This is a genomic window from Candidatus Phytoplasma pyri, from assembly GCF_046600495.1.
GTDB classification, from domain to species: domain Bacteria; phylum Bacillota_I; class Bacilli_A; order Acholeplasmatales; family Acholeplasmataceae; genus Phytoplasma; species Phytoplasma pyri.
In genome coordinates this window covers 1-21,641 of sequence record NZ_JBKIOZ010000006.1, presented here as the reverse complement: position 1 = coordinate 21,641, position 21,641 = coordinate 1, and the positions used below count along the sequence as shown (strand labels likewise).

18 protein-coding genes and 2 pseudogenes are annotated in these 21,641 nt (G+C 21.8%); 5 read left to right on the top strand and 15 right to left on the bottom strand.

Translation table 11 applies throughout. The features are described from left to right. From ACLHHF_RS01920 to ACLHHF_RS01870, 11 genes and pseudogenes are all read right to left on the bottom strand, one after another. Positions 1 to 1,308, bottom strand: a pseudogene (locus tag ACLHHF_RS01920) (hypothetical protein); the annotation flags it as partial. 37 nt (positions 1,309 to 1,345) lie between these two features. Beyond that, entirely contained in the window at positions 1,346 to 2,413 is a 1,068-nt protein-coding gene (locus tag ACLHHF_RS01915) for a hypothetical protein (RefSeq protein ID WP_411308147.1), read from the bottom strand. A gap of 303 nt (positions 2,414 to 2,716) precedes the next feature. Then, on the bottom strand, positions 2,717 to 2,920 hold the full coding sequence (locus tag ACLHHF_RS01910; protein ID WP_411308146.1) for a hypothetical protein: 204 nt from the start codon (positions 2,918 to 2,920) through the stop codon (positions 2,717 to 2,719). 393 nt (positions 2,921 to 3,313) lie between these two features. Next, positions 3,314 to 4,126, bottom strand: a complete 813-nt coding sequence (locus ACLHHF_RS01905) for a hypothetical protein (protein WP_411308145.1) — start codon at positions 4,124 to 4,126, stop codon at positions 3,314 to 3,316. Between the two features lie 305 nt (positions 4,127 to 4,431). After that, positions 4,432 to 4,623, bottom strand: a complete 192-nt coding sequence (locus ACLHHF_RS01900; protein WP_411308144.1) for a hypothetical protein — start codon at positions 4,621 to 4,623, stop codon at positions 4,432 to 4,434. A gap of 218 nt (positions 4,624 to 4,841) precedes the next feature. Then, complete coding sequence (locus ACLHHF_RS01895; RefSeq protein ID WP_411308143.1) at positions 4,842 to 5,105, bottom strand: hypothetical protein; 264 nt, start codon at positions 5,103 to 5,105, stop codon at positions 4,842 to 4,844. A 32-nt stretch (positions 5,106 to 5,137) separates the two neighbouring features. Further along, entirely contained in the window at positions 5,138 to 5,302 is a 165-nt protein-coding gene (locus ACLHHF_RS01890; RefSeq protein WP_411308142.1) for a hypothetical protein, read from the bottom strand. 54 nt (positions 5,303 to 5,356) lie between these two features. After that, on the bottom strand, positions 5,357 to 6,238 hold the full coding sequence (locus ACLHHF_RS01885; protein WP_411308141.1) for a deoxyribonuclease IV: 882 nt from the start codon (positions 6,236 to 6,238) through the stop codon (positions 5,357 to 5,359). Then, positions 6,231 to 7,427, bottom strand: a complete 1,197-nt coding sequence (locus tag ACLHHF_RS01880) for a DEAD/DEAH box helicase (RefSeq protein ID WP_411308140.1) — start codon at positions 7,425 to 7,427, stop codon at positions 6,231 to 6,233. Before ACLHHF_RS01880 ends, ACLHHF_RS01885 begins: the two co-directional genes overlap by 8 nt. 109 nt (positions 7,428 to 7,536) lie before the next feature. Further along, on the bottom strand, positions 7,537 to 7,965 hold the full coding sequence (locus ACLHHF_RS01875; RefSeq protein ID WP_411308139.1) for a transcription antitermination protein NusB: 429 nt from the start codon (positions 7,963 to 7,965) through the stop codon (positions 7,537 to 7,539). Positions 7,966 to 8,013: 48 nt separating this feature from the next. Beyond that, the gene (locus tag ACLHHF_RS01870; protein WP_411308138.1) at positions 8,014 to 8,628 is read right to left on the bottom strand and encodes a superoxide dismutase; all 615 of its coding nucleotides are present in this window, start codon (positions 8,626 to 8,628) and stop codon (positions 8,014 to 8,016) included. A gap of 353 nt (positions 8,629 to 8,981) precedes the next feature. On the opposite strand from ACLHHF_RS01870, the gene ACLHHF_RS01865 reads away from it, so the two are divergent. From ACLHHF_RS01865 to ACLHHF_RS01855, 3 genes are all read left to right on the top strand, one after another. Then, positions 8,982 to 9,656, top strand: coding sequence for an adenylate kinase (locus tag ACLHHF_RS01865; protein WP_411308137.1), 675 nt, complete (start codon positions 8,982 to 8,984; stop codon positions 9,654 to 9,656). 536 nt (positions 9,657 to 10,192) lie between these two features. After that, positions 10,193 to 10,789 (top strand): hypothetical protein, encoded by a 597-nt coding sequence (locus ACLHHF_RS01860; RefSeq protein WP_411308136.1) that lies wholly within the window; start codon positions 10,193 to 10,195, stop codon positions 10,787 to 10,789. After that, positions 10,770 to 10,907, top strand: a complete 138-nt coding sequence (locus tag ACLHHF_RS01855; RefSeq protein ID WP_411308135.1) for a hypothetical protein — start codon at positions 10,770 to 10,772, stop codon at positions 10,905 to 10,907. The genes ACLHHF_RS01860 and ACLHHF_RS01855 overlap by 20 nt, the downstream gene beginning before the upstream one ends. A 1,411-nt stretch (positions 10,908 to 12,318) precedes the next feature. Here the strand turns inward: ACLHHF_RS01855 and ACLHHF_RS01850 are convergent. The 3 genes from ACLHHF_RS01850 to ACLHHF_RS01840 form a co-directional block, all read right to left on the bottom strand. Beyond that, on the bottom strand, positions 12,319 to 13,566 hold the full coding sequence (locus ACLHHF_RS01850) for a hypothetical protein (protein ID WP_411308134.1): 1,248 nt from the start codon (positions 13,564 to 13,566) through the stop codon (positions 12,319 to 12,321). A gap of 63 nt (positions 13,567 to 13,629) precedes the next feature. Continuing rightward, complete coding sequence (locus ACLHHF_RS01845; protein ID WP_411308133.1) at positions 13,630 to 14,355, bottom strand: hypothetical protein; 726 nt, start codon at positions 14,353 to 14,355, stop codon at positions 13,630 to 13,632. Between the two features lie 1,560 nt (positions 14,356 to 15,915). Beyond that, positions 15,916 to 16,356 (bottom strand): hypothetical protein, encoded by a 441-nt coding sequence (locus ACLHHF_RS01840; RefSeq protein ID WP_411308132.1) that lies wholly within the window; start codon positions 16,354 to 16,356, stop codon positions 15,916 to 15,918. A gap of 878 nt (positions 16,357 to 17,234) precedes the next feature. On the opposite strand from ACLHHF_RS01840, the gene ACLHHF_RS01835 reads away from it, so the two are divergent. Beyond that, a complete protein-coding gene (locus ACLHHF_RS01835; RefSeq protein WP_411308131.1) occupies positions 17,235 to 18,356 on the top strand; it encodes an AAA family ATPase in 1,122 nt (373 codons plus the stop codon). 335 nt (positions 18,357 to 18,691) lie between these two features. Next, entirely contained in the window at positions 18,692 to 19,750 is a 1,059-nt protein-coding gene (locus tag ACLHHF_RS01830; RefSeq protein ID WP_411308130.1) for an AAA family ATPase, read from the top strand. 537 nt (positions 19,751 to 20,287) lie between these two features. Here ACLHHF_RS01830 and ACLHHF_RS01825 read toward each other — a convergent pair. Continuing rightward, a pseudogene (locus ACLHHF_RS01825) lies at positions 20,288 to 21,641 on the bottom strand (hypothetical protein); the annotation flags it as partial.

Genomic DNA, 21,641 nt, shown 5'->3' with positions numbered 1-21,641 from the left:
TTCTTTAAAATCATATCCAGCAGTTTTAAAATCTTTAGCTGTATATCCAGCATCTTTTAATTGTTGAGGTGTAAATTTTTCATCAGTGAAATCTTTTAATTCTTTAATTGCATATCCAGCAGCTTTTAATTCTTGAGCTGTAAATTTTCTAGTTGTAACTTTATTTAAATCTTTTAATTGTTGAGGTGTATATTCAGCTTCTTTCAAATCTTTAACATTATATCCAGCTTTTCTCAAATTTTCAATAACATCATATCCAGCTTCTTTCAATTCTTTAGCTGTAAATAATAATTTATTTTCATTATTAGTTAAATCTTTCAAATCTTCAACTGCATATTCAGCTTCTTTCAATTCTTTAGCTGTAAATTCAGCATCTTTCAATTCTTTAGCTGTAATTTTTCTTTCATTATTGGCTGAATCTTTAATTTTTAAATCTTTCAATTCTTTAGCTGTAAATTCAGCAACTTTCAATTCTTTAGCATTATATCCAGCAGTTGTTAAATCTTGAATTGTATATCCAACAGCTTTCAATTCTTTAGCATCATATCCAACTTTTTTTAATTGTGAAGCTGTAATTTCTCCAACAATTAAATCTTTCAAATCTTTAACTGAATATCCAGCAGCTTTTAAATCTTTCAAATCTGTAACTGTATATTCAGCAGCTTTTAAATCTTGAACTGTATATCCAGCAGTTGTTAAATCTTGAACTGTATATCCAGCAGTTTTCAATTCTTTAGCATTATATCCAGCAGCTTTCAAATCTTGAGCTGTATATCTAGCATCTTTCAATTCTGTTAATGCAAATCCAACAGCTTTCAATTTTTTAGCTTCATAACCCTTTTCTTTCAAAACTGGAACTGTAAATCCAGCATCTTTCAATTCTTGAGCTGTAAAAATTTTATTTTCCAAAATGGTTAAATCTCTTGTTTTTTTCAATCGGTCTACTGCTAATTCAGTATCTTTTGTTTCTACTATACCTTTTTCTAATGCAGCTAATTTAGTTGTAGTTGCATCTAATTCAGTTTTTAATTTGTCTGCAGTTGTTTCTAATTCAGTTTTACTTTGTTGATTTATTTCCCTTTTTAATCTAGTTGTAGTTTCATCTAACTCAGTTTTTAATTTGCCTGCATTTTTTTTTAATTCTGCAACTGTTGTTGCTTCTTTTGTTAATGCTTGTTGTAATTCTGATAAATTTGATTTTCCAGAATACAGAAAAAAACTATAAACAACGATTAACGCTAAAAATAAAATTGAAAATGATGCATAAATTAATAATTTTTTTTTATCTTGTGGACTATCTGTTGTCATTTTATATTTCTTACTCCTATTTTTTTATTTAAAAATTTTAATGATTGTTAATAATTGTTAATGATGAAAATTTTGATTCTAAACCTTGATTAACTTCTAGAGGTATAAAATTTATTGTTTGAATAGAATCTTTTAAATCAATATTTGGATAAATGATAAATTTAATATTATTAATATCTGAAAGATCATTCTTACAAGCCATTTTCAATAATGGTTGTTTTGATGAATCACTTTTTTCTATTTGTAAAATTTGTTGATTTTGATCAATCCAATATTTAATAACTTCTGTAGCGGCAGTATCAAAAATCAAAAAATTTTCTTCAATACTATTACTTTTAATAGAATTACAATAAATATCACTATTAAATTTTATAAAAACCTTTTGATCTTTATTAGTTGAAATTGGAACATTTGCTTGATTATTAACTTCTTTATTAATAATATTTGCTATTGTAAAAATAATGTTTTTATTATTTATAATATCTTCTTCTTTTTTAATAACCAAAGTTTCAATATTAGAAAATAATGTTAACTCTGGTTTTTCTTCTTTTCTAGATTCTAAAACAAATGGGGAAAATGTTGTTGTAGTTAATGGCGTTTCAGTTTTAGGTCTAGTTATTAGATAAAAACCTAAATTCATATCATTATTGTTTAAAGGTAAACTAGCATTTAATAAAGAAAACTGATTACCTTTAAATTTAATTCGATATTCAGATTTTTGTACCAGTCTATTACTTATGTCTTTTTCTCTACCAAAATATTTTTCACAAATTGCAAAAAATTCTGAAAAAGTATAATCTCTATTAGATTCAAAAACTTTTGTATAAGTTTTACATGAAGCTAATTTTTCTTCCCAAATACAATTAACAACTTGTTGAATGGTAGGATCAGGAATTATTTCTAAAAATTGTTCTGCGTTGTTTTTTTTATGTACTAATGAAAAAGAAGATACAGGATTTTTTAAATCAACTTTAAAATTTGATTTTTGTACCAATTCATGACAAGGTTTTGAATTATTAATAGCTTGTATATAAATTGTAAACAATAAAAAAAACAAAAAAAAATAAAAAAATATTTTTTTTAAAAAAAAATCCAACAAAATCATATTAAAAATTCTTTCTTTATAATGGTATTATTTTTTTAATCTAAAAATATCTATTTTAATTAATATCAATATAAAATAATATTTTTTAAAATCATTTAATATTTAATCAAAACTTAAAATTTCAATTAAATTTAAATAATAATTTTAAAAGAAATTTAACATAATCTTATTTTAATATAATAATTTTTATTAAAAACTAATTAAAAAAATAAAATATTTTATAAATATCAATCAATAAAAAATTAACAATTAAATTTAAAATAATAATACTCTATAATTAAATTCCAATTGTCATTATTATTATTATTTTTTTTTATATGTTTCTATATATTCTATAAAACCATAATAATAAGGAATTTTGGGTAAATGCTCAAATTTATATAAAACACAAGAAACATTAATTATTAAAAGTAAAAAATTTAAAAAAATTAAAATTTTTAATTCTAGACTAAAAAATTTTGGCACTAATGAATTTTTATTTTTATTTTTATTTTTATTTTTACCCATAAACCATACTAATTTTTCCTCATTTTTATATTATTTTAATTAAATATTTAAACAATATTATTAATTTTTATATCATTAGAATTAATATAAAATAATATTTTTTTATAATAAAAAATAATAAAATATTTATTATTATTAATAATAGTAACATTTTTAAAAAAAATGTCAAATATAAAGCAATTAAAAAATGAAAAATAAATTTTTTTTATTTTTATTTAAATTCTTTTCGGATTTTAAAAAAAATTTGCATTATTTTTTAAAAAAAATAACCACCTAAAAAGGTGGTTAATTAATTGCAATTATTTAATGCAAATCAATCAAAATTCACAAAATGTTTTTTTTTGACAAAACTGTAATAATTGATTAAAAAAATATTTTAATTTAAAATATAATTTAATTCAAATTTTTTTTAAAACCCAAATAAAAAATACTTCCACCTATAATCAAAATAATAACTATTGACCCAAATAAAAAATAATAATTCGTATAAAAAGGAGTTGGGGGAACATCGCTTAACTGATTTTGGAGTGGATGATCATTATTTTTAGTAAACTTATTTAAAAATAATTCTTTTGAATCATCAGTATTTTGTTTCAATGTTGATATTTCGGTAGTTTTACTATTTTCTTTACAAAATATTGAACATTTTAAATCGTAAATAATAAATTCACCGTTTGCAAAAATATTTTTTAAAAAACCATAAAAAATTTTTTTTTGACTAGTACTAGGATCAATTTCTTCTAATATTTGATTAGAAAATATTGTCTTATCACCATTATAATATTGAAATTCTATTGATTTTATATTAGTTAAAATTTTGTTGGAACTAGGATTATAATTTGATTCAGTATTATCAATAAATTTAATATTTATATTAGAAAAATTAGATGATCTCATTTCTAAAGAATATATAAAAGTTTTAAATTTAATCTCAAGTTTAAACATATTTTCGCCTTTTATATATAACGATAAAACAGAATTTTCCATTGAGATTTGATTATTTAAATCATCATATTCTTGAGAATTATCTGAAGTTGTTTTAATAGATGGAATTATAGCTGGGGTGGATGGAATTAAAGAATCAGAATCGCCATTATTTAAACCACTATTAACTTCGCCTTTAATAAAGATTAAATTTAAAAAACTAAAAATAACCAAAAATATTATAATTTTAAAGAAAAAATTTTTATTATAAATAAATAACATTAACATCCCTTGTTTCTAATAAAAATTATCACTATTAATATTTAAATTTTAAATAAGAGTAATAATTTTTTAAAATAATTAAAAAAATATATTAAACATTTTATTTTTGTTTAATATATTTTTTTAATTTTAAACTTGGAGCATATTTAAAATTAACATAAATTTTAGAAAAAATAATACATGGTTAATTTTTTTAAATTAATTTTAATATTCAATATATTATAAATTTAAACTTCATAACAGTAAAATCATGCCTGAATTAATATTTAACATTGAAAATCGCCTATTAAAATATTGGTCCTAAATTAATCGAATTTTTGTTTTGCTAAGATTTGAAAAACTAAATGTTTAACTTGTGGATTAACAAATAAAATATTTTTCGTTTTAAGATATTTGGTTTTAGTATTTAAATTTTTTAAAACTACAATTTTTAAAGTTAATAAGTTAGCACTTTTTAACATTTTTCTAATTTTTTGTTCTTTAGTTTGTTTTTTCATTTTTAAAACCCAATCATTAAATTTTTATTTTAATAAGTTAAAAAAACTCATTTTGATTAATAAAAATGAGAGTCTATAACTTAATTAAATTAAAAAGCAACTATGTGTGGCGACTGCAAGTTATTAGAACGAGGAAGCTCTTATTGGGTTGATTAATCTACCATCATATTTGAAGTTATGATTATTAATTCTAAAATTCTTTAAGAACTCAAAGTATTTTAAGGAGTAACCGAAAGCTCTTGATTCGATTCTTTAGGAAGCTCTTGATTAGATTCTTTAGGAAGTTCTTGAGTCGGTTTTTTAGGAAGCTCTTGATTCGATTCTTTAGGAAGTTCTTGATTTAAAATGGTAGTTTTAGGCATATTAGTAACGGTTTTAAAAATTTCGTAAGGATGAACACCGTCAATCCAAAAAAAAGCTAAAAATAACACTAAAAATAAACCAATCAAAGCTAACATTTTTTCTAAAATAATTTTTATCATATTCTAATATCCTTAATTTTAATTTTTAAACTTTATCTAATATATAAAATCCAAAATCGGTAAAATAAAATTTTATCTATCATTTCATTAATTACCATAACTAATTGATTATAATAATCAATATTTATTTCATATCTTAACTGACAACCAATTATTTTTTTATCAATAGCGGTGTGAAATTGATTAGTTTTCGTCATAAAAAAATATCAAACAGAATATATAATTAAAATGATAAATAAAAATATATCATTTTAATCATTCAAAACACCCATTTCGAGACCATTATTTTTTGTTTTAATCATCTGAATTTCTTGTTGATAAATTGGTTGACCATTCACATAAGGGGTTTCTAAAATTTTTGGTAAAGATAAAAATAAAGGATGATAAATAATTGTCATTAATGCCTTAAAACCAATTTGTCCTAAACCTAAATTTTCGTGTCGATCTTTTTTACTCCCTAAACCGTTTTTAGAATCATTAATATGAAAACAAGAAAGATATTTCAGACCAATAGTTTGATCAAAAAGTTCAATTACTTTGAAAAAATTATTTTTAATATCATAACCGGCATCAAATACATGACAAGTATCAAAACAAACCGCAATTCGACTTTGATCCTGAATTAATTGGATAATAGCTCGCAGTTCTTGAAATTCTCGCCCGATTTCTGTACCCTTGCCGGCCATTGTTTCTAAAGCAATTTTAGTTCGACAATGAGAGGTATTTTTTAAAATTTGATTAAGCCCATCAGCAATTAGTTCAATAGCAATAGTTTTAGTTTGTTGTAACGCATTGCCGGGATGGAGTACCATTTGACTAATCTTCATTTCGTTAAAACGAATAATTTCTTGAGTTAAAAAATCAACTGCGAACGCACGTTTAAGTGGATTAGGATTAGATAAATTAATAATATAAGGAGCATGACCAACTAAATCATCAGGATTAATTTGGTGTTGGTTCAATAATTTTAAAGCGGCAGGAATTTTAAAATCATCTATTGCCAACCGGTGAACGTTAGTCGGTGGGCCACTATAAACCATAAAAGTATTAGCTTGAAAAGCAATAGCGGCTTGAACCGCTCCATAAAACATAGCTGGTTTTTTTAAAGACACAAAACAACCAATTTTAAGCATTTTTTTTCTTTCCTGAGGAATATTTAGAAATTGATCTAATTTTATTTTTTTTTCGAGGAGTTTTAATTAAAGGTAATTTACGGTTACGCTCGGGTTTGGGTTTCAGAATTTCAATTTCTTGTCTAGTTAAAATCATTTGTTGGAAATTAAAATGTTGATTTTTTAATTTATGAATTGTTTTTATTTCTGATTCGTTATAAATAGTAATTACTTCCCCTGGTTTGCCCATACGCCCAGTTCGACCGGAGCGATGTTGAAAAAATTCCAAATGTAAAGGTAAATCATAATTAATCACTAAAGAAATATCTAAATCTAAACCACGAGCGGCTAAATCACTAGCAATAATATACTGATATTTTAAATTTTCAATTGCTTTTAAACTTTGTTTTCTTTGTTTAACTGATAGATCTGATGAAAAGTTAAAAACATTTAAATGGTGTTTTTTTAAAGTTTCAAAAATTGGTAATTGATCTTGTTTACGAGAAACAAAAATTAAAGCCAAATAAGGTTTTAATTTTTGGGTTAAAGTGGTTAAAGTTTTTAATTTATCATTACTTTTTAATAAATAATATTTAATATTTTTTAAATAACTTTTAGTTAAATTAATTACTAAAGTCGGACCAAAGTTTTGTTTAACAAAATTAATTAAAAATGGCTTAAAAGTAGCTGAAAATAACATTATTTTCGGTTTTGATTTAGCCATCATTAAAGGTTTTAAAAAAGATAAAAATTTTTGATCTAACAACATATCGGCTTCATCTAAAACCAAAAAAAGAATACGATTAATTTTTAATTGACCCAATGTAATCACGTATTCAAATAATTTTTCTGGAGTCGCAATAACCATTTGAGGCTGACGTTTTTGTAATTTTAAACTAGTTCTTTTTTTATCCATGCCACCATAAAAAATTCGTGTTTGAACTTTATTTTCCGGAATAGCTTGTAACATTTTTAAAATTTGTAAAACTAATTCATTCGTTGGTACAATGATTACCGCTTGCACAAAAGCTTGATTAACATCAATTTGACTTAAAATCGCTAATAAATAAGCGTGAGTTTTGCCAGTACCCGTTGGTGCCAAACCAATTAAATGGTGCGGCTGAGAAAAATTTTTAAAAACCGCTTCTTGGATAGGTGTTAAATCAGAAAAATTTAATTTTTGTAATTTATCTTTAATATAATTTTGCAAAATAATTCAGTTCTTCCTAAAAATAAAATTTTTTAAGCTTTATTTTTAATTTTTTTAGTTTAATTGAAAATAAAAAAATCTCTAACCAAAAATTAGAGAAAAAATAACTTTAGATATGATTTTCAGAGACTTTTTTAACTTCCGATTGAATTTTGGGAAATTTCAAACTATGATAAATTTGATCTAAAATTTTATTATTAAATTTATGTTGTTTTTGATCATCTAATTCCGAATATTTTTTAGTTAACTCTAACGCTTCATCAATAATAATCGGTGCTATAATCTTATTTTCTAATAATTCAAACGTAGCTAAACGTAAAATAGCTTGGTCCACTTTATTTAATCGTCTTAATTGATAATTATAAAGATTTTTTTGAATAATTTCGTCAATTAAAGTTATTTTAGGAATAATTTTTTGAAAAAATAACAAACTTTGAGGTTTAGTAGTATAATTCAAAAACTTTAAATCCTGAAGGTAAAAATCATATTGATATAATAAAATAAGCACTTCGATACGTATTAAACTTGGTTTTTTCATAACAAAAGATTTATTCCTTTACGAATTCAAAATTAATGAGGAAAATTTTTATTTTTTTAAAACTGCCATTAAATTATGTTCTACTTGTGACCAATTGATAACACTAAAAAAAGCTTCAATGTAATCAGGACGACGATTTTGAAAACTTAAATAATAAGCGTGTTCCCATAAATCTAAGCCTAATAATGGTGTTCCTAAATGTAAAGGAGTGTTTTGATTAACAGTAGTAGTAATTATTAATTTTTGTTCTGAAGTTAATAATAACCACACCCAACCACTACCAAAAAGTTTTTTCCCGGCAGTACTAAATTCATTTTTAAAATTTTCTAAAGATCCAAAATGGTGATTAATTAAATTAGCTAGTTCGTTTTGCGGAGTTTTTTGATAATTTAATTTTAAAATCTGCCAAAAAAAAGAATGATTAAAATGACCGCCACCGTGATTTTGTACAACCGTTCTAATAGCGGTTGGAACTAAATTTAAATCTGTTAACATTTCTTCTAAAGAATAATCTAAATTTGGATAATTTTTTACAGCTTGATTCAAATTATCAACATAAGTTTGATGATGTTTAGTATAATGAATTTCCATAGTTTTAGCATCAAAAAAAGGTTCTAAAGCATCATAATTATAAGATAATTTAGGTAATTTAAAATTTGACACGTTAATATATAACCCCATTTTCACAAAATATTTTTTTAAATTAAAATACTTTTAATATTTATACATAAACAATGAAATATTTTACATATATATATACAATTATAACACGATTTTTTATTTTTTATAATTTAGATTGAAAATTATTATTTTATATGTTATAAATATTAAGTATAGTTTTAAAAATTGGAATAGTTGAATCAAAAAATTATTATTAAAATTAAACTTCAATATTTTTTGATTTAAATTTGAACAATTTAAAATTTTTTTAAAAATTTTCAGACAAAAATATACCGTAAATCAACTTAAAAGTTATCCTTAAATTTAACCAAGTTAACTTTCAGGAAGGAAAAAAATTGAAAATAATATTATTAGGAGCTCCAGGAACGGGAAAAGGAACTCAAGCTGCTCTTCTTTCGCAAATGTTTCAACTTTATAATATTTCTACTGGTGATATGTTTCGAAAAAATTTCAGTCAAAATACTGAATTAGGAAAATTAGCTAAAACTTATATTTTAAAAGGACTTTTAGTGCCGGATGAAATCACTAACAAAATGATTATAGATTATTTATCCGAAGATAAATTTAAAAAAGGATTTTTACTTGATGGCTTTCCACGTAATTTAGCTCAAGCCAAAATGCTAAAAAATTTTTTTCAAACTAAAAAAATTAATTTAACCGCGGTCATTTATTTAAATACTTCTGAAGAATGTTTACAAAAAAGAATTACTGGACGTCGAATTTGTTCTAAATGTGGTAACATTTATCATATTAAAACAAAAATTCCGCGAAATTTATGGTTTTGTGATGATGATCAAACCCCTTTGATCCAAAGAAAAGATGATCAAAAAGAAACTTTTTTAAAACGTTTAGTAGTCTATAAAAAAGAAACCTTGCCTTTAGTTAAATATTTTAAAAATCAACCCCCAACACATTTTTTAGAAATTAAAGTAGATGATTTAAAAACTTCAATTTCGGAAGTAACCAATTTAATTTTAGTTGAAATGCGAAAAGCAAAAATAATTTTTTAAAAAATTTTTATAATTATTAAAAAATAGTTTGTAAAACAATTTTTTTATATATAAAAAACGAAGTGTTTTGCAAAACTTTAGAATTTTTAAAACTAAATAAATTAATTATTTAATCGATATTAAATATCGATTTTTTTGTTTTTTAAAAGAAACAAAAATGTTAAAAATCGAAATGTTTCAAAACTTTAGACTTTTAAAAACTAGATAAATTAATTATTTAATTTTAAAAAGTATTTAATATCGACCTAATTTTGAAATTTAAGGTAATATACAAATTTATATTTTTAATGTCTAACATTATGCAAAATATTTGCCAGTAATAATGAATTTGATTCAATCTAATTTAGCTAATTTAGTATTTTTTTAACAACAATAATTTAAAATAAAAAAATTAATTGAAATAGTTTGATAACCTAATAGTTAAATATATGTTTTCTATCAGTATGATTACAATATCCAAATAACTACTAGTTTTTTAAAAGCTAAAAAAATAAGTATAATAAAAATGTGATTTTTTTTATTAGAAAGTAATAAAAATGTCAAAAATAAACAAACTTTTATTCATAATAGGTATATTAAGTTTAATTAGTTTAGTTATTGGGTGGTTATTATTTTTTAAAACTGTGAATAAGCAAAAAAATCTCGATAAATTTTCACAATTTTTAAATCATCGGGATTTACCTAGTGATCAAACTTTAAATGATTTGGATGCTAATAATAATTGGGATATTAACATCATTATGAAAAAACTTACTGAAACTCAAAATGCTATTCTCAATGCGACTACTGAAGCTGAAGCTAAAGATAAAAAAATAAATTTTTATCATGAATTAGTTGAAATAATGGAAAAAATGGCACCTTATCAAAATAAATTTAATATTCAAGAAAAACAATTTTATGATGTTCAATTACCACAAATAACATCGGAATTTCTTAATACTAATTACCCAATTCGGTACGAAATTTTAGATAAAAATATTGATCCGCAAAAAACCAAAATTGAAGTTAACGCAACCTATAGTAAAATAATTAATAAATTTAATCAAAATGATGAATTAGTTGTAAAAGAATATTATGTTAAAACACTAAATTTTGAACAACTTATTAGATTTAATGAAATATTATCAAGCTAATAAGTTTAAAAAAATAATAACTTATTATCATATGGATGATAATTATATGATGTTTAATGTTAATCCCAATGATCCTAAAACCAAGCCTGAATTAGAGATAACTGAATATAATCGTTAATGGTCAAAGACAAGATACTAAATACAATCGACAAGGTCAAATTATCAGTATAAAACCACCTGTTTATGAACTACCAAAAGTAAAAAATTAAATTCAAACATCATGATCCCACTCTCTTTTAAGAGAGTTTTTTTTTATTTAACTATCGTTAACCAAATTTAATCTATAAAATAATTAAGATCATATATTAATCCGTTTCAATAATATTTAAAATTATCTCCAAACATTAATAATCAAATCAACCTAACAACAAAGAATAATTAAATAATGTAATTTTAAAAAGAAAGTCAATAAAGATAAAAATTTTTAATAGCTATTGAAAAATCTAATTTTAAAATCAGTTCTTAAAATACAATCAACATAATTATCTAAAATATTAATGATATTCATCATATCTTTTAATATTAAAAAATCAAGATCCTCTTTTGAGAATCTGGATCTTAATTAAAATAATTTTTTCAAATAGCTTAATTTTGATTTTTTAATCAATAATATTTAATTTAATTACCGTTTTAACATCAAAAAATAAAACTGAGGGGTTAAAGAAAAAATTGAGTTTTTTTTAAAACAAATAAAATTTTAATTAGTTATTGGGAAATGTTTTTTATTTTTGGCAATAAATACCAATTTGATTAATTCAATATTCAATTTCATCGAAATATTTAATTTTATCGCAATAATCCTAAAGAGATTTAATTTTGTTTTGATTTCCTAAAAATAAAAATTTATTTATCAATTAATTAATCCCCAATTCTAAATAAATTTTTAATCTTCTTTTTTATTGTTAACAATGAGAATAGTTTTTTAAATTAAAAATACAACCAATTGGTTGTATTAAATAAATATATCCAAACTAATTTAAACCATGAAATTTTAAAATAACATGGTTTTTATTCATAATTAATTAACCTTTTCACTTATTTAATAATATTTTTTTATAATTATTAATAAAAATTTGAAAAAAATAATAAATAAACATGAAAAAAATACTTCAATATATCAAACTAATTAACAAATTGAATAATTTTTAACTCAATTAAAAAAAATTAGCTATACTTTTAAATCATTTTGAACTTACAGTTTTAACTACAGTCAAATTGGGTTCTCAAAAAACAGGTTTTTAAGTTTCCGGATTTAAAAATCCCAATGTAGTATCTTCATCAGTGAATAAGAACTAACGCACTGTTTTATTATTCATAGAAAAGAAACCTTTAAATACGACTGATTTATTCTAATAAAATACCTATCACCAAAAAAATAACTATCCGAAAAATAATGACATAAGGTATTTTTTTTCACTTTTAAAATATTAAAAAATAACAAAATCATTAAAATTAAAAAAACTAATAATATATTTTTTTTAATTTTAATAACAATAGTTTTAAATTGAAGTATTTTTTAATTCCCTTTATCACAAATTGATAAAAATTTTTAGAAATCGATAAACAAACAATATAAAAAACATCAACATACTAACTCCCAAAAACGCTTGTCCTAAAGTTTGATAATCCCAAAGTGATGCATAAAAGATATTTTTAAATGAAGATTTTTCTTCTTTAACCGGTTCAATTTTATTGTCATTATTTACATTTTCAACTTGTTCATTTGTTCTATTATTTATATCTTCAACTAATTGGTGATTATCTTCTTTAGATATTTTTTCTGTAGATTTTTTCCAAAAATAATAAATTTTATCAGAATTTTTAAAAATTTCTGGGATTAATTCTATATCAGTTCCCATTTTATTAATTCTACTATCTTCAGTTGTTTTATTTTGATAAATAGCTAAAAGATCTTTGTATTTATTTTTGGATTCGTCTGTTTTTAATAATAATGTATTAAAAAAAACAATTTTATTTTTAACTTCTTCTTGTTCTTCTTCATCAGATGGTTCAAATTGATTATGATTAAAACCTACTTTTTTTAAAATTACATTTTCTTTCGATATGCCTAGAGAATTTGCCATGTATGTTTTAACATCCTCATAAGTCGCTTCTTCACCTAAATAAACCGTAATAATTTCAGGACCCAAAGCATGTTTACTAATTTCCACAACCGGTTCTTTTAATTTTTTAACCTGGTGTTTAGGAATTATTGTTGTAGTTTGATTTGATTCTTTAACTGATGTAGAATTTGATTTTTTTGCTGATTCTTTAATTGGTAGAATTGATTCTGAATTAATAATTAGTTGATTTTCACCTTTTAAGATTGCTTGTAATTCCTCCAATGTTTGGTTCTCAAAGATTTTTGTTATTTGCACTTTGTATTTTTCTTCGATTCCTTTGGAATTTGATTGATGTTCTGATTTAGGTATTTGCATAGCAAAATTATAATCAAATTTTTTTTCTCCTAATGATGAAATTTTTAATTCCAGCATTAATGCAGAAATTAAATCATCCCTCATTACTTTTTGCTCAAAAAAAGATAAATTAAAAACTTGATTTTCTAATTTTTCAATTTTAATTTTTAAATATTTTACAGATTGAGCAGTAGTTATACTTATTTGCGATACTTCATAATTTTCAAAATCTTGATATTCAAAATCATGAATCCTACCCCTCTTAATTTCTTGACCTTCAATAAATAAACTAAAATTATTAAAAATCAAAAAACTCAATAAAAATAAAACTGATAAATAATTTGCTTTAATTTTTACCATTCTGTTCCTTTCTAAGAAAAATAAAATTAATACCATATTTTTAATTTTAAATTTAAGTTTTTTTTAATTCTCTTTATTACAATTAATAAAACTTTTTATAAATCGATAAACAAACAATATAAAAAAAATCAACATACTAACTCCCAAAAATGCTTGTCCTAAAGTTTGATAATCCCAAAGTGATGCAAAAGATATTTTTAAATTAGTTTTTTTATTTTTTTCAACTGGTTTAGTGTCATTATTTACGTTCTTAACTAGTTTATTTGATTCATTATTTATGTCTTCAACTGGCGTTTGTGTATTTTGTTTTTTTGTCTCTGGTTCAATTGGTTCAATTGGTTCAATATTAACAAGTATTTTTTCATTAGATATTGGTGCATGATATATTTCTAAATATTCGTCAATTGCGTCGTCTTTTTCATAATTTTGATGATCTTCTTCAAAAAAATTTTCCATTGTCAAAAGATATTCTCCTTGAAGTTCAAAAAAACAAAATTCAGCAATACGTTTTTTCTTTGATTCTTGTTTTGATTCTTGTTTAGAATAAAATCTTAAAGTAAATTGTTTGTTTTTTTCATTAGGGTCATCAAAGTCAAATTCTAAATGCTTTAAAGGTTTAATGAATTTTATTTGTGATGATGTTTTTTTTAAATTTTTTAATTGATTGTATTTTAAATCATGAATACTAACATTTTTAATTTCTTGACCTTTAACTGATAAATTAAAACTACTAACCATTAACAAAAATAAAATTAAAATGGATAAATAATTGGTTTTGATTTTTAACATTTTTATTCCTCCTTTCTAAGAAAAAATAAAATCAATAATAAACTAATCACTAAATTTAAAATAAATATAAATAAAATTGCCATAATTTTTAAAAACATTTAAAAAATCCTTTGAATAATCTTAATAATAACTTTAATTATAATTTTAAAGACATCATAAAGCTACTAAAACGCTAAAATAATATAATTACCAAAAAACAACATTAAAATTCCATTTATAACATGAATTTTTTTATTAAAAAACTTAAAGACTCAAAATAAACTAGTTAATTAAAAGCGATTTTTATCAAAATTAAAAAAACAATTTTATCTTTAATAAAACTAAAGCTTTAAAAATTATTAACATTTAGAATATTATTTTAAAAATCTAAATTAATTTGTTAAATTAAAAACCTATTCAAATATTTATTAATTTGAATTTTGTTGATGACTTTTGGAAAATTATTATCAATAAAAATATAGTTCCTTTAAATACGACTGATAATTTTTTATTCTGAATAAAATATTTTTTTTGAAATCCATATTTTAACTTCAAAATCTTTTTCAATTGTTAATTTTTCATCATAATTTTTTTATTTTGATTAGAGAACTAAAATAATAAAAAAAGACTCCGAAAAGTCTTTTTGATAAACTATTATTTCTTAGTTACAACTAATTTTTCAATTTCTTCGCTCATAATGGTTTCTTGTTCTAAAAGTATATAAGCAATTTTATTAAGCAATTCTCTGTTTTCTTTAATAATAATTCGAACTTATTATAATTTTTGATATATGATAAAAAGTAACTAATTAAACCAACAACAATTTTGATTCTTATTATGAAGATAATTTTTTAAATTAATTTATAAAACTAAAACTTTAGTAATTAAAATAATCAAATAATAATGTTAAATAATTAAACTACTATCTGTTTCCCAATAATTTTAATTTTTGGTCTTTTTATCAAAATTTTTTTAATCTTTAACAGAATAAAAATATGTCTTAAAAAAACGCTATTTCAAATGAAGCGATAAAAAATTTTTTAATTATAAGTTAATAATATAATAATTTCCAATTTAATTTATAAATATTTATACAACCAAACTGTTTTTTGAATTTCATTTCTGAATAACATATATTAAGGTTGATCAGAAAATTTTTATTTTATAATTTTATTTTGGTTATTTCTCTTTTTTTTAAAATCAATCGGTTTAAAATTTTATACACTTTTTTATTTTTATTAATTATGGTTTAGTCATTAATGGGAAATCCAATTAAATTTATTTAAATATGGTGGTTATTAATGTTTTGATATTTAACAATAACTATTTTGTTGCTACCAAAATATTATTTAAATTAATGGCTGATATTAAAATATTATGTTTTCTCTTAATAATTTATGGTTCCATCATAATTATAAGATTGAATATTTTAAGTTTCATTTGTTAGTAAATCGTATGTTGTAATATAAAAAAATTTTTTACTATAAGCAATAGGCTAGTCAACTATTTTTAAATTTGATAACCTACATGATTTAATTCTGTTAAATGTTGATATATTTTTTTTAATTTTAAGAATTAAAATTATAAATAATGTATTAATCTTAATCTATTAGTGTAACTTATAAGACCGGTTTTATGATCATACTTAATTTTTTTAATCATGTCGCCCGTTTTAATATCAAAAACTTCTCTATAATCTTTTTTATTTTTAACATCAGAATAATAATATGTAACATTTGCTAATTTGCCAGTTCTAAGGTTAAATGTTTCAATATGGGAAATAAGTTGTTTGTTTTCAATATTTTGATAATGAGTTATTTTTTTAAATAACTTAATTATTGTTGTGACGGTATTTGGATTATGATTAGAAATTGAGCGAATTGGGTTTTCTTGACTGTTCCCTGCTGAATTAATATTTGTTACTTCCATAGCAATAATATTAATGTTCGAAATTAAGAAAAATCCTAAAAAAATCAACAAACTAATTTTTAAACAAAATAAATTTTTTTTAAATCTAAACATTTAATTAATCATTCCTTTTCGTATTTTATTATATTTCTCTTAACTGAGATAATATTATAAAGAAAATAGTAAAAATTTAATTTTTTTCTTTTTTATTTTTCAATAAAATTAATTTAATTATTGATTTAATTTTTATAAAAATTAATAAAAATTCTAACATACCACCTACCTTCCTATTGATTATGGGACTTTTATTCTAATTTATCTGAAAAATAACTTAGTTAAATATTTTCAATTTTTAGTATTGTAACATTATAAAATAAAAAAACAAGGAAAAGGCTTTCTACTTGTTTTTTTATTTTCTGCATTATATGACAAAATATTATTTATTTTTAAATATTTTTTAAAGACTAAATTTAATTCAGTAAATTTTTTAATTTTTCATTTTAATGATTAATAAAAATAATAAAATTCATAAAATTTTATTAAAGTAAAAAAAATTTTTAATTTAAAAAGAAGATATTTATTTAATATCTTATTCATTGTAAAATTTTTTATTTTATCCAAACAAAAATTTTAAAAACTATTCAAAAAAATAAATTATTGAATTTTAATTAAAAATAATCATTAATATTTAAATATCAAATTTATTTATTTTAAAATAATAAATTGGGATTTTTTTAATTTAAATTTATCTATAATTAATTAACAATCAAAATAACTAATATTTTAAATAATGATCATTTTTAAATAATAGTTAATTAAAGTTAATTTACCCATTAATATTTTAATATTTGATAATTCTCCGATTAAAGCATTTTTATTGCATTCAAATTTTTTTTAAGTTAAAATTTAATCATAAAAAATTAAGTATCTTGAATTAATAATATAATCGAATAATTATTTTTTTAAATTTTCATAAAAAAAATGGTGAAAAGATGTTTAAAAAACCTTTATCAAAAACTCAAATTATTTATTATACGATAAGTAGCATATCTGTATTATTATTTATTTTATTTTTTTGTTTTTATCAAAATCAAAATTTAGATCTTCAAAAACAACAATTTGAAAACCAAAAAAAATTATCCGAAGTTCAACAGGAAATGCAAAAAGAACAATTAGGTATGCAAAAAAAACAATTAGAAATGCAACAATTAGAAATGATGCAAAAAAAAACTGAAATCGGAGAAGAAGATTCAAATTTCACCCCTTCAGATATCCAAAAATTTCTTTCTTTTGAAGATTTAATTGGTTTTTCAGAAGAAAAAGAAGCTTTAGACGGTTTTATTCATTATATTAAAAATCCGAAAAATTATCAAAACATTGGAAAAGTTGAACCCCCATTAGGAATTTTATTATATGGAATAGCGGGAACCGGGAAAACAACTTTAGCCCGTGCTGTCGCTCAAGAAACTAAATTACCTTTTTTCGAAGTTGCCAGTTCCGTTTTTTCCCAAAAATATGTTGGTACTGCACCCGAAATGGTACGCAATTTATTCGAAAATGCTCGTAAAGAAGCAAAAAAAAACCGAGGTGCTATTATTTTTTTAGATGAATGCGATACTATCTTTACTAATTTAGAAAATTTAGAAGAAGGTAAAGAAATTGCTAATATTGTCAATCAATTCAAAACTGAACTAACTTCGATGCTTAATAATCCTGATAAGCCGATTTTTGTCATTGGGGCCACTAATCATTATCAAAAAATCGATGAAGCAATTAAATCTCGCTTTACATATCACATTGAAATTAAAGCTGGTAACCAGGCAGATAGAGAAGCATTTTTAAAATTTATGATTGATCGTCGTAAAAATCCTTATAGTGATGAAGCTAAAACATTTTTATTAGAAGATATTAATAAACGATTAGATAAATTTCAGAATGATCAAGAATATCTAAAAACTAATCGAACTTTGGAAAACTTATTAAAAACTACGGTCAGTGTTTTTGCGCGAAATCGAAATTTAAGAAAAAAAACATATGAAAATTTACGTAGCGAAATTGATAAAGAAGATATAGAAAAGGCCTATCAAATAGTTATTGGAAAAAAATATTCTTAACAGAATATATCTAAAACTTAATGAATTAAATATCTAATAATCTAAAATTAAATATTTGATCAATATAAATTTCCTTTTGTGATTTTTTAATATCTTTTAAGAGCTCACTCAATTTATAAATTTTAATTATCTAAAATAATATTTAAATTTATTCAATCTACAAAATTAAATAGAGATAATATTTTATTAATTCAATAATTAGTATTTTATAATTCTCTAATTTGAGTATTTTTCTTGTATTTAATTTTTTTTAAGTTAATATATAATTATCAAAAAAATTAATTAATCAAGTAATTATTTTTTTAAAATTTTCGTTAAAGAGGTTAAAAAAAAAAATGTCTGGAAAACCTTTATCAAAAGTTCAAATTATTTGTTATGTGGTTATTAGCATATTATTTACATTACTATTTATTTTTTTTTGTTATTGTTATTCAATAAATCAAAAAAATGTACCCAAAATCCCTTCAAAAAAAGAACAACCATTATTAGAAAAAAAAAAATTAACTGATGTTTCAGAAGAAAACAATGTAAATTTCAAACCTTCAAACACCGAAAAATTTCCTTATTTTAAAGATTTAATTGGTTTTTCAGAAGAAAAAGAAGCTTTAGACGGTTTTATTCATTATCTGAAAAATAAAGCTAATTATGTAGGGATTGGAAAAGTTGAACCCCCATTAGGAATTTTATTTTATGGAGTTCCCGGAACCGGAAAAACAACTTTAGCCCGCGCTGTCGCTAAAGAAACTGAATTACCTTATTTTGAAGTTGCCAGTTCCGTTTTTTCCCAAAAATATATTGGTACTGCACCTAAAATGATACGCGAATTATTCGAAAATGCTCGTAAAGAAGCAAATAAAAACCAAGGCACTATTATTTTTTTAGATGAATGCGAAACTATCTTTACTAATTTAAAAAATTCAGAAGAAAGTAGAGAAGAAGCTAATATCGTCAATCAATTCAAAACCGAACTAACTTCGATGCATAATAACCCTGCTAAACCAATTTTTATCATTGGGGCCACTAATCGTTATGAAGAAATCGATGCAGCGATTAAATCTCGCTTTACATATCACATCGAAATTAAACCTGGGAATTTTGAAGATAGAAAAGCATTTTTAGAATTTATGATTGATCGCCGAGGTAACTTATATAATAAGGAAGCTAAAAAATTTTTATTAGAAGATATTAATAACCGATTAGATGAATTTCAGAATGATCAAGAATATCTAAAAACTAATCGAACTTTGGAAAACTTATTAAAAACTACGGTCAGTGTTTTTGCACGAAATCGCCAAATAGAAAAAGAAAATTCAATTTTAAAATTACGTAATAAAATCAATAAAGAAGATATAGAAAAGGCCTATCAAATAGTTATTGGAAAAAAATATTCTTAACAAAATATATCTAAAACTTAATTAATTTCCACTCACAGCCATAAAAAAAATATTTGATTAAGATAAATTTTCTTTTGTAATTTTGTAATATCTTTTAAGAGCTCATGAAATTGATAAATATTTTAATGATCTCAAATGGTATTTTAAAAATTTAGTTTAACTGTTTAATTCAAATTAAACAGTTAAATTTTTTTTATTTCCTTAAACATCATCAATTAACAATAAATATTAAATTTTATCAATATCCAAATAAATCACCTTAATGATATATATTAATCAAATAACCAAACAACCAGATAATTTTAATAAATCTATTTTATTTTTATCTCCAAAAGATTACAAAATAGCTAAATTTTAACAATTTAAACACGCTATATTAAATTAAATATTATTAAAATAGACAAAGTTTATTTATTTTGATTTACTTTGGGGAAAAAAAAGAACGCTCAAGCGTTCTGATTAAATAAATGATGTAGTACAAATTAAAAAATATAAAGTTAGGTTTTATTTAGATATTTAATTAATGATATATTAGTTTTAAATTAAAAATTGCCTATTATCATTTTGAACCGGGATTTGATTATGATACTTATTGTGTGGATCATAAAGCTTTTTTTCAATGTTGTAAATAACAAATTCACGGATATCATATAAATAATCCGATTTTTTTAAATTTAATTTTTTTAGAAAATTGGTAAAATCATTAATATTATAAATTTTTTTAATATATGAATTGGTTGGGTATTGTAAATTTTTGACGATTTCAATTTTAAATTTTGGTTCTTCAGAATTTTGTTCAGAAATTTTTTTGGCTTCTGTCAATTGATCTGATAATATTAAATCTATAATTTTTTTTGTAACAGGTAAATATTTGCTAAACTTTTCGGTTATAAGTTTTACCCAATCAAAACACAATTTTAAATTTTTAGTCATTAAACGTATACAATTAACTTCATCTTTTAAAAAAATATGTCTTCGAATACTAGAATTAGACATTAAATCAATATTACTGCTTGATTGTTCTGAAAAAGATATGTTGTCATTAATACGACCTCGTTTAATTCCGATTTTATCTGAAAATTTAGTTAATAACTCATTGTTAGTACCATTCGGTATATTAGTATAAATAAATAGATAGTCAGATTTATAAATATTGGGGTTTTGTTTGATGATTTTTATTCGTTTGGGATCATTTTTTTCTTCTAAAATACCTAAATTTTCAACCCCTTCATTCCAACTAATCGGATAACTGTCTAATTGAAATTTCTTAATGTGTTCTAAAAAATCTGTTTTGAGAAAAAAATTAATTCTACCCATATTATCTTTTTCCTTTGGTATCATATCTTCAAAAAATTTGTATTCTCTAATTGTATCGCCATTTTGATCTTTATATGTTAAATAAGGTTCTTCTGCAATAATAGGAATATTTATTGTTTTTGATATTTCTAATTGTTTTTTTTCAGCATTTAAATTAATAATTTGTGTTTGTAAATTCTCTTTTTCTTGGTTTAAAGTTTCTATTACTTGGCCTTTTTCGCTATTTAAACTATTAATGTTAGCTTGTAAAGTAGCTTTTTCTTGGTTTAAAGCAGCTTTTTGTTCTTCTAAAGTGGTTATTTCTCGGTCTTTTTCCCTAGTTAAATTATTAATATTAGTTTGTAAAGTAGCTTTTTCTTGTTCTAAAGTTTCTATTTCTCGGTGTTTTTCCCTAGTTAAATTATTAATGTTAGTTTGTAAAGTAACTTTTTCTTGGTTTAAAGTTTGTATTTCTCGGTCTTTTTCCCTAATTAAACTATTAATGTTAATTTGTAAAGTAGCTTTTTCTTGTTCTAAAGTTTGTATTTCTCGGTGTTTTTCCCTAGTTAAACTATTAATGTTAATTTGTAAAGTA

Bases quoted from the DNA above. Each gene is read 5' to 3' on its own strand.
- ACLHHF_RS01915 (WP_411308147.1), bottom strand. From the start codon at position 2,413: ATGATTTTGTTGGATTTTTTTTTAAAAAAAATATTTTTTTATTTTTTT.
- ACLHHF_RS01910 (WP_411308146.1), bottom strand. From the start codon at position 2,920: ATGGGTAAAAATAAAAATAAAAATAAAAATAAAAATTCATTAGTGCCA.
- ACLHHF_RS01905 (WP_411308145.1), bottom strand. From the start codon at position 4,126: ATGTTATTTATTTATAATAAAAATTTTTTCTTTAAAATTATAATATTT.
- ACLHHF_RS01900 (WP_411308144.1), bottom strand. From the start codon at position 4,623: ATGAAAAAACAAACTAAAGAACAAAAAATTAGAAAAATGTTAAAAAGT.
- ACLHHF_RS01895 (WP_411308143.1), bottom strand. From the start codon at position 5,105: ATGATAAAAATTATTTTAGAAAAAATGTTAGCTTTGATTGGTTTATTT.
- ACLHHF_RS01890 (WP_411308142.1), bottom strand. From the start codon at position 5,302: ATGACGAAAACTAATCAATTTCACACCGCTATTGATAAAAAAATAATT.
- ACLHHF_RS01885 (WP_411308141.1), bottom strand. From the start codon at position 6,238: ATGCTTAAAATTGGTTGTTTTGTGTCTTTAAAAAAACCAGCTATGTTT.
- ACLHHF_RS01875 (WP_411308139.1), bottom strand. From the start codon at position 7,965: ATGAAAAAACCAAGTTTAATACGTATCGAAGTGCTTATTTTATTATAT.
- ACLHHF_RS01860 (WP_411308136.1), top strand. From the start codon at position 10,193: ATGTCAAAAATAAACAAACTTTTATTCATAATAGGTATATTAAGTTTA.
- ACLHHF_RS01855 (WP_411308135.1), top strand. From the start codon at position 10,770: ATGAAATATTATCAAGCTAATAAGTTTAAAAAAATAATAACTTATTAT.
- ACLHHF_RS01850 (WP_411308134.1), bottom strand. From the start codon at position 13,566: ATGGTAAAAATTAAAGCAAATTATTTATCAGTTTTATTTTTATTGAGT.
- ACLHHF_RS01845 (WP_411308133.1), bottom strand. From the start codon at position 14,355: ATGTTAAAAATCAAAACCAATTATTTATCCATTTTAATTTTATTTTTG.
- ACLHHF_RS01840 (WP_411308132.1), bottom strand. From the start codon at position 16,356: ATGTTTAGATTTAAAAAAAATTTATTTTGTTTAAAAATTAGTTTGTTG.
- ACLHHF_RS01835 (WP_411308131.1), top strand. From the start codon at position 17,235: ATGTTTAAAAAACCTTTATCAAAAACTCAAATTATTTATTATACGATA.
- ACLHHF_RS01830 (WP_411308130.1), top strand. From the start codon at position 18,692: ATGTCTGGAAAACCTTTATCAAAAGTTCAAATTATTTGTTATGTGGTT.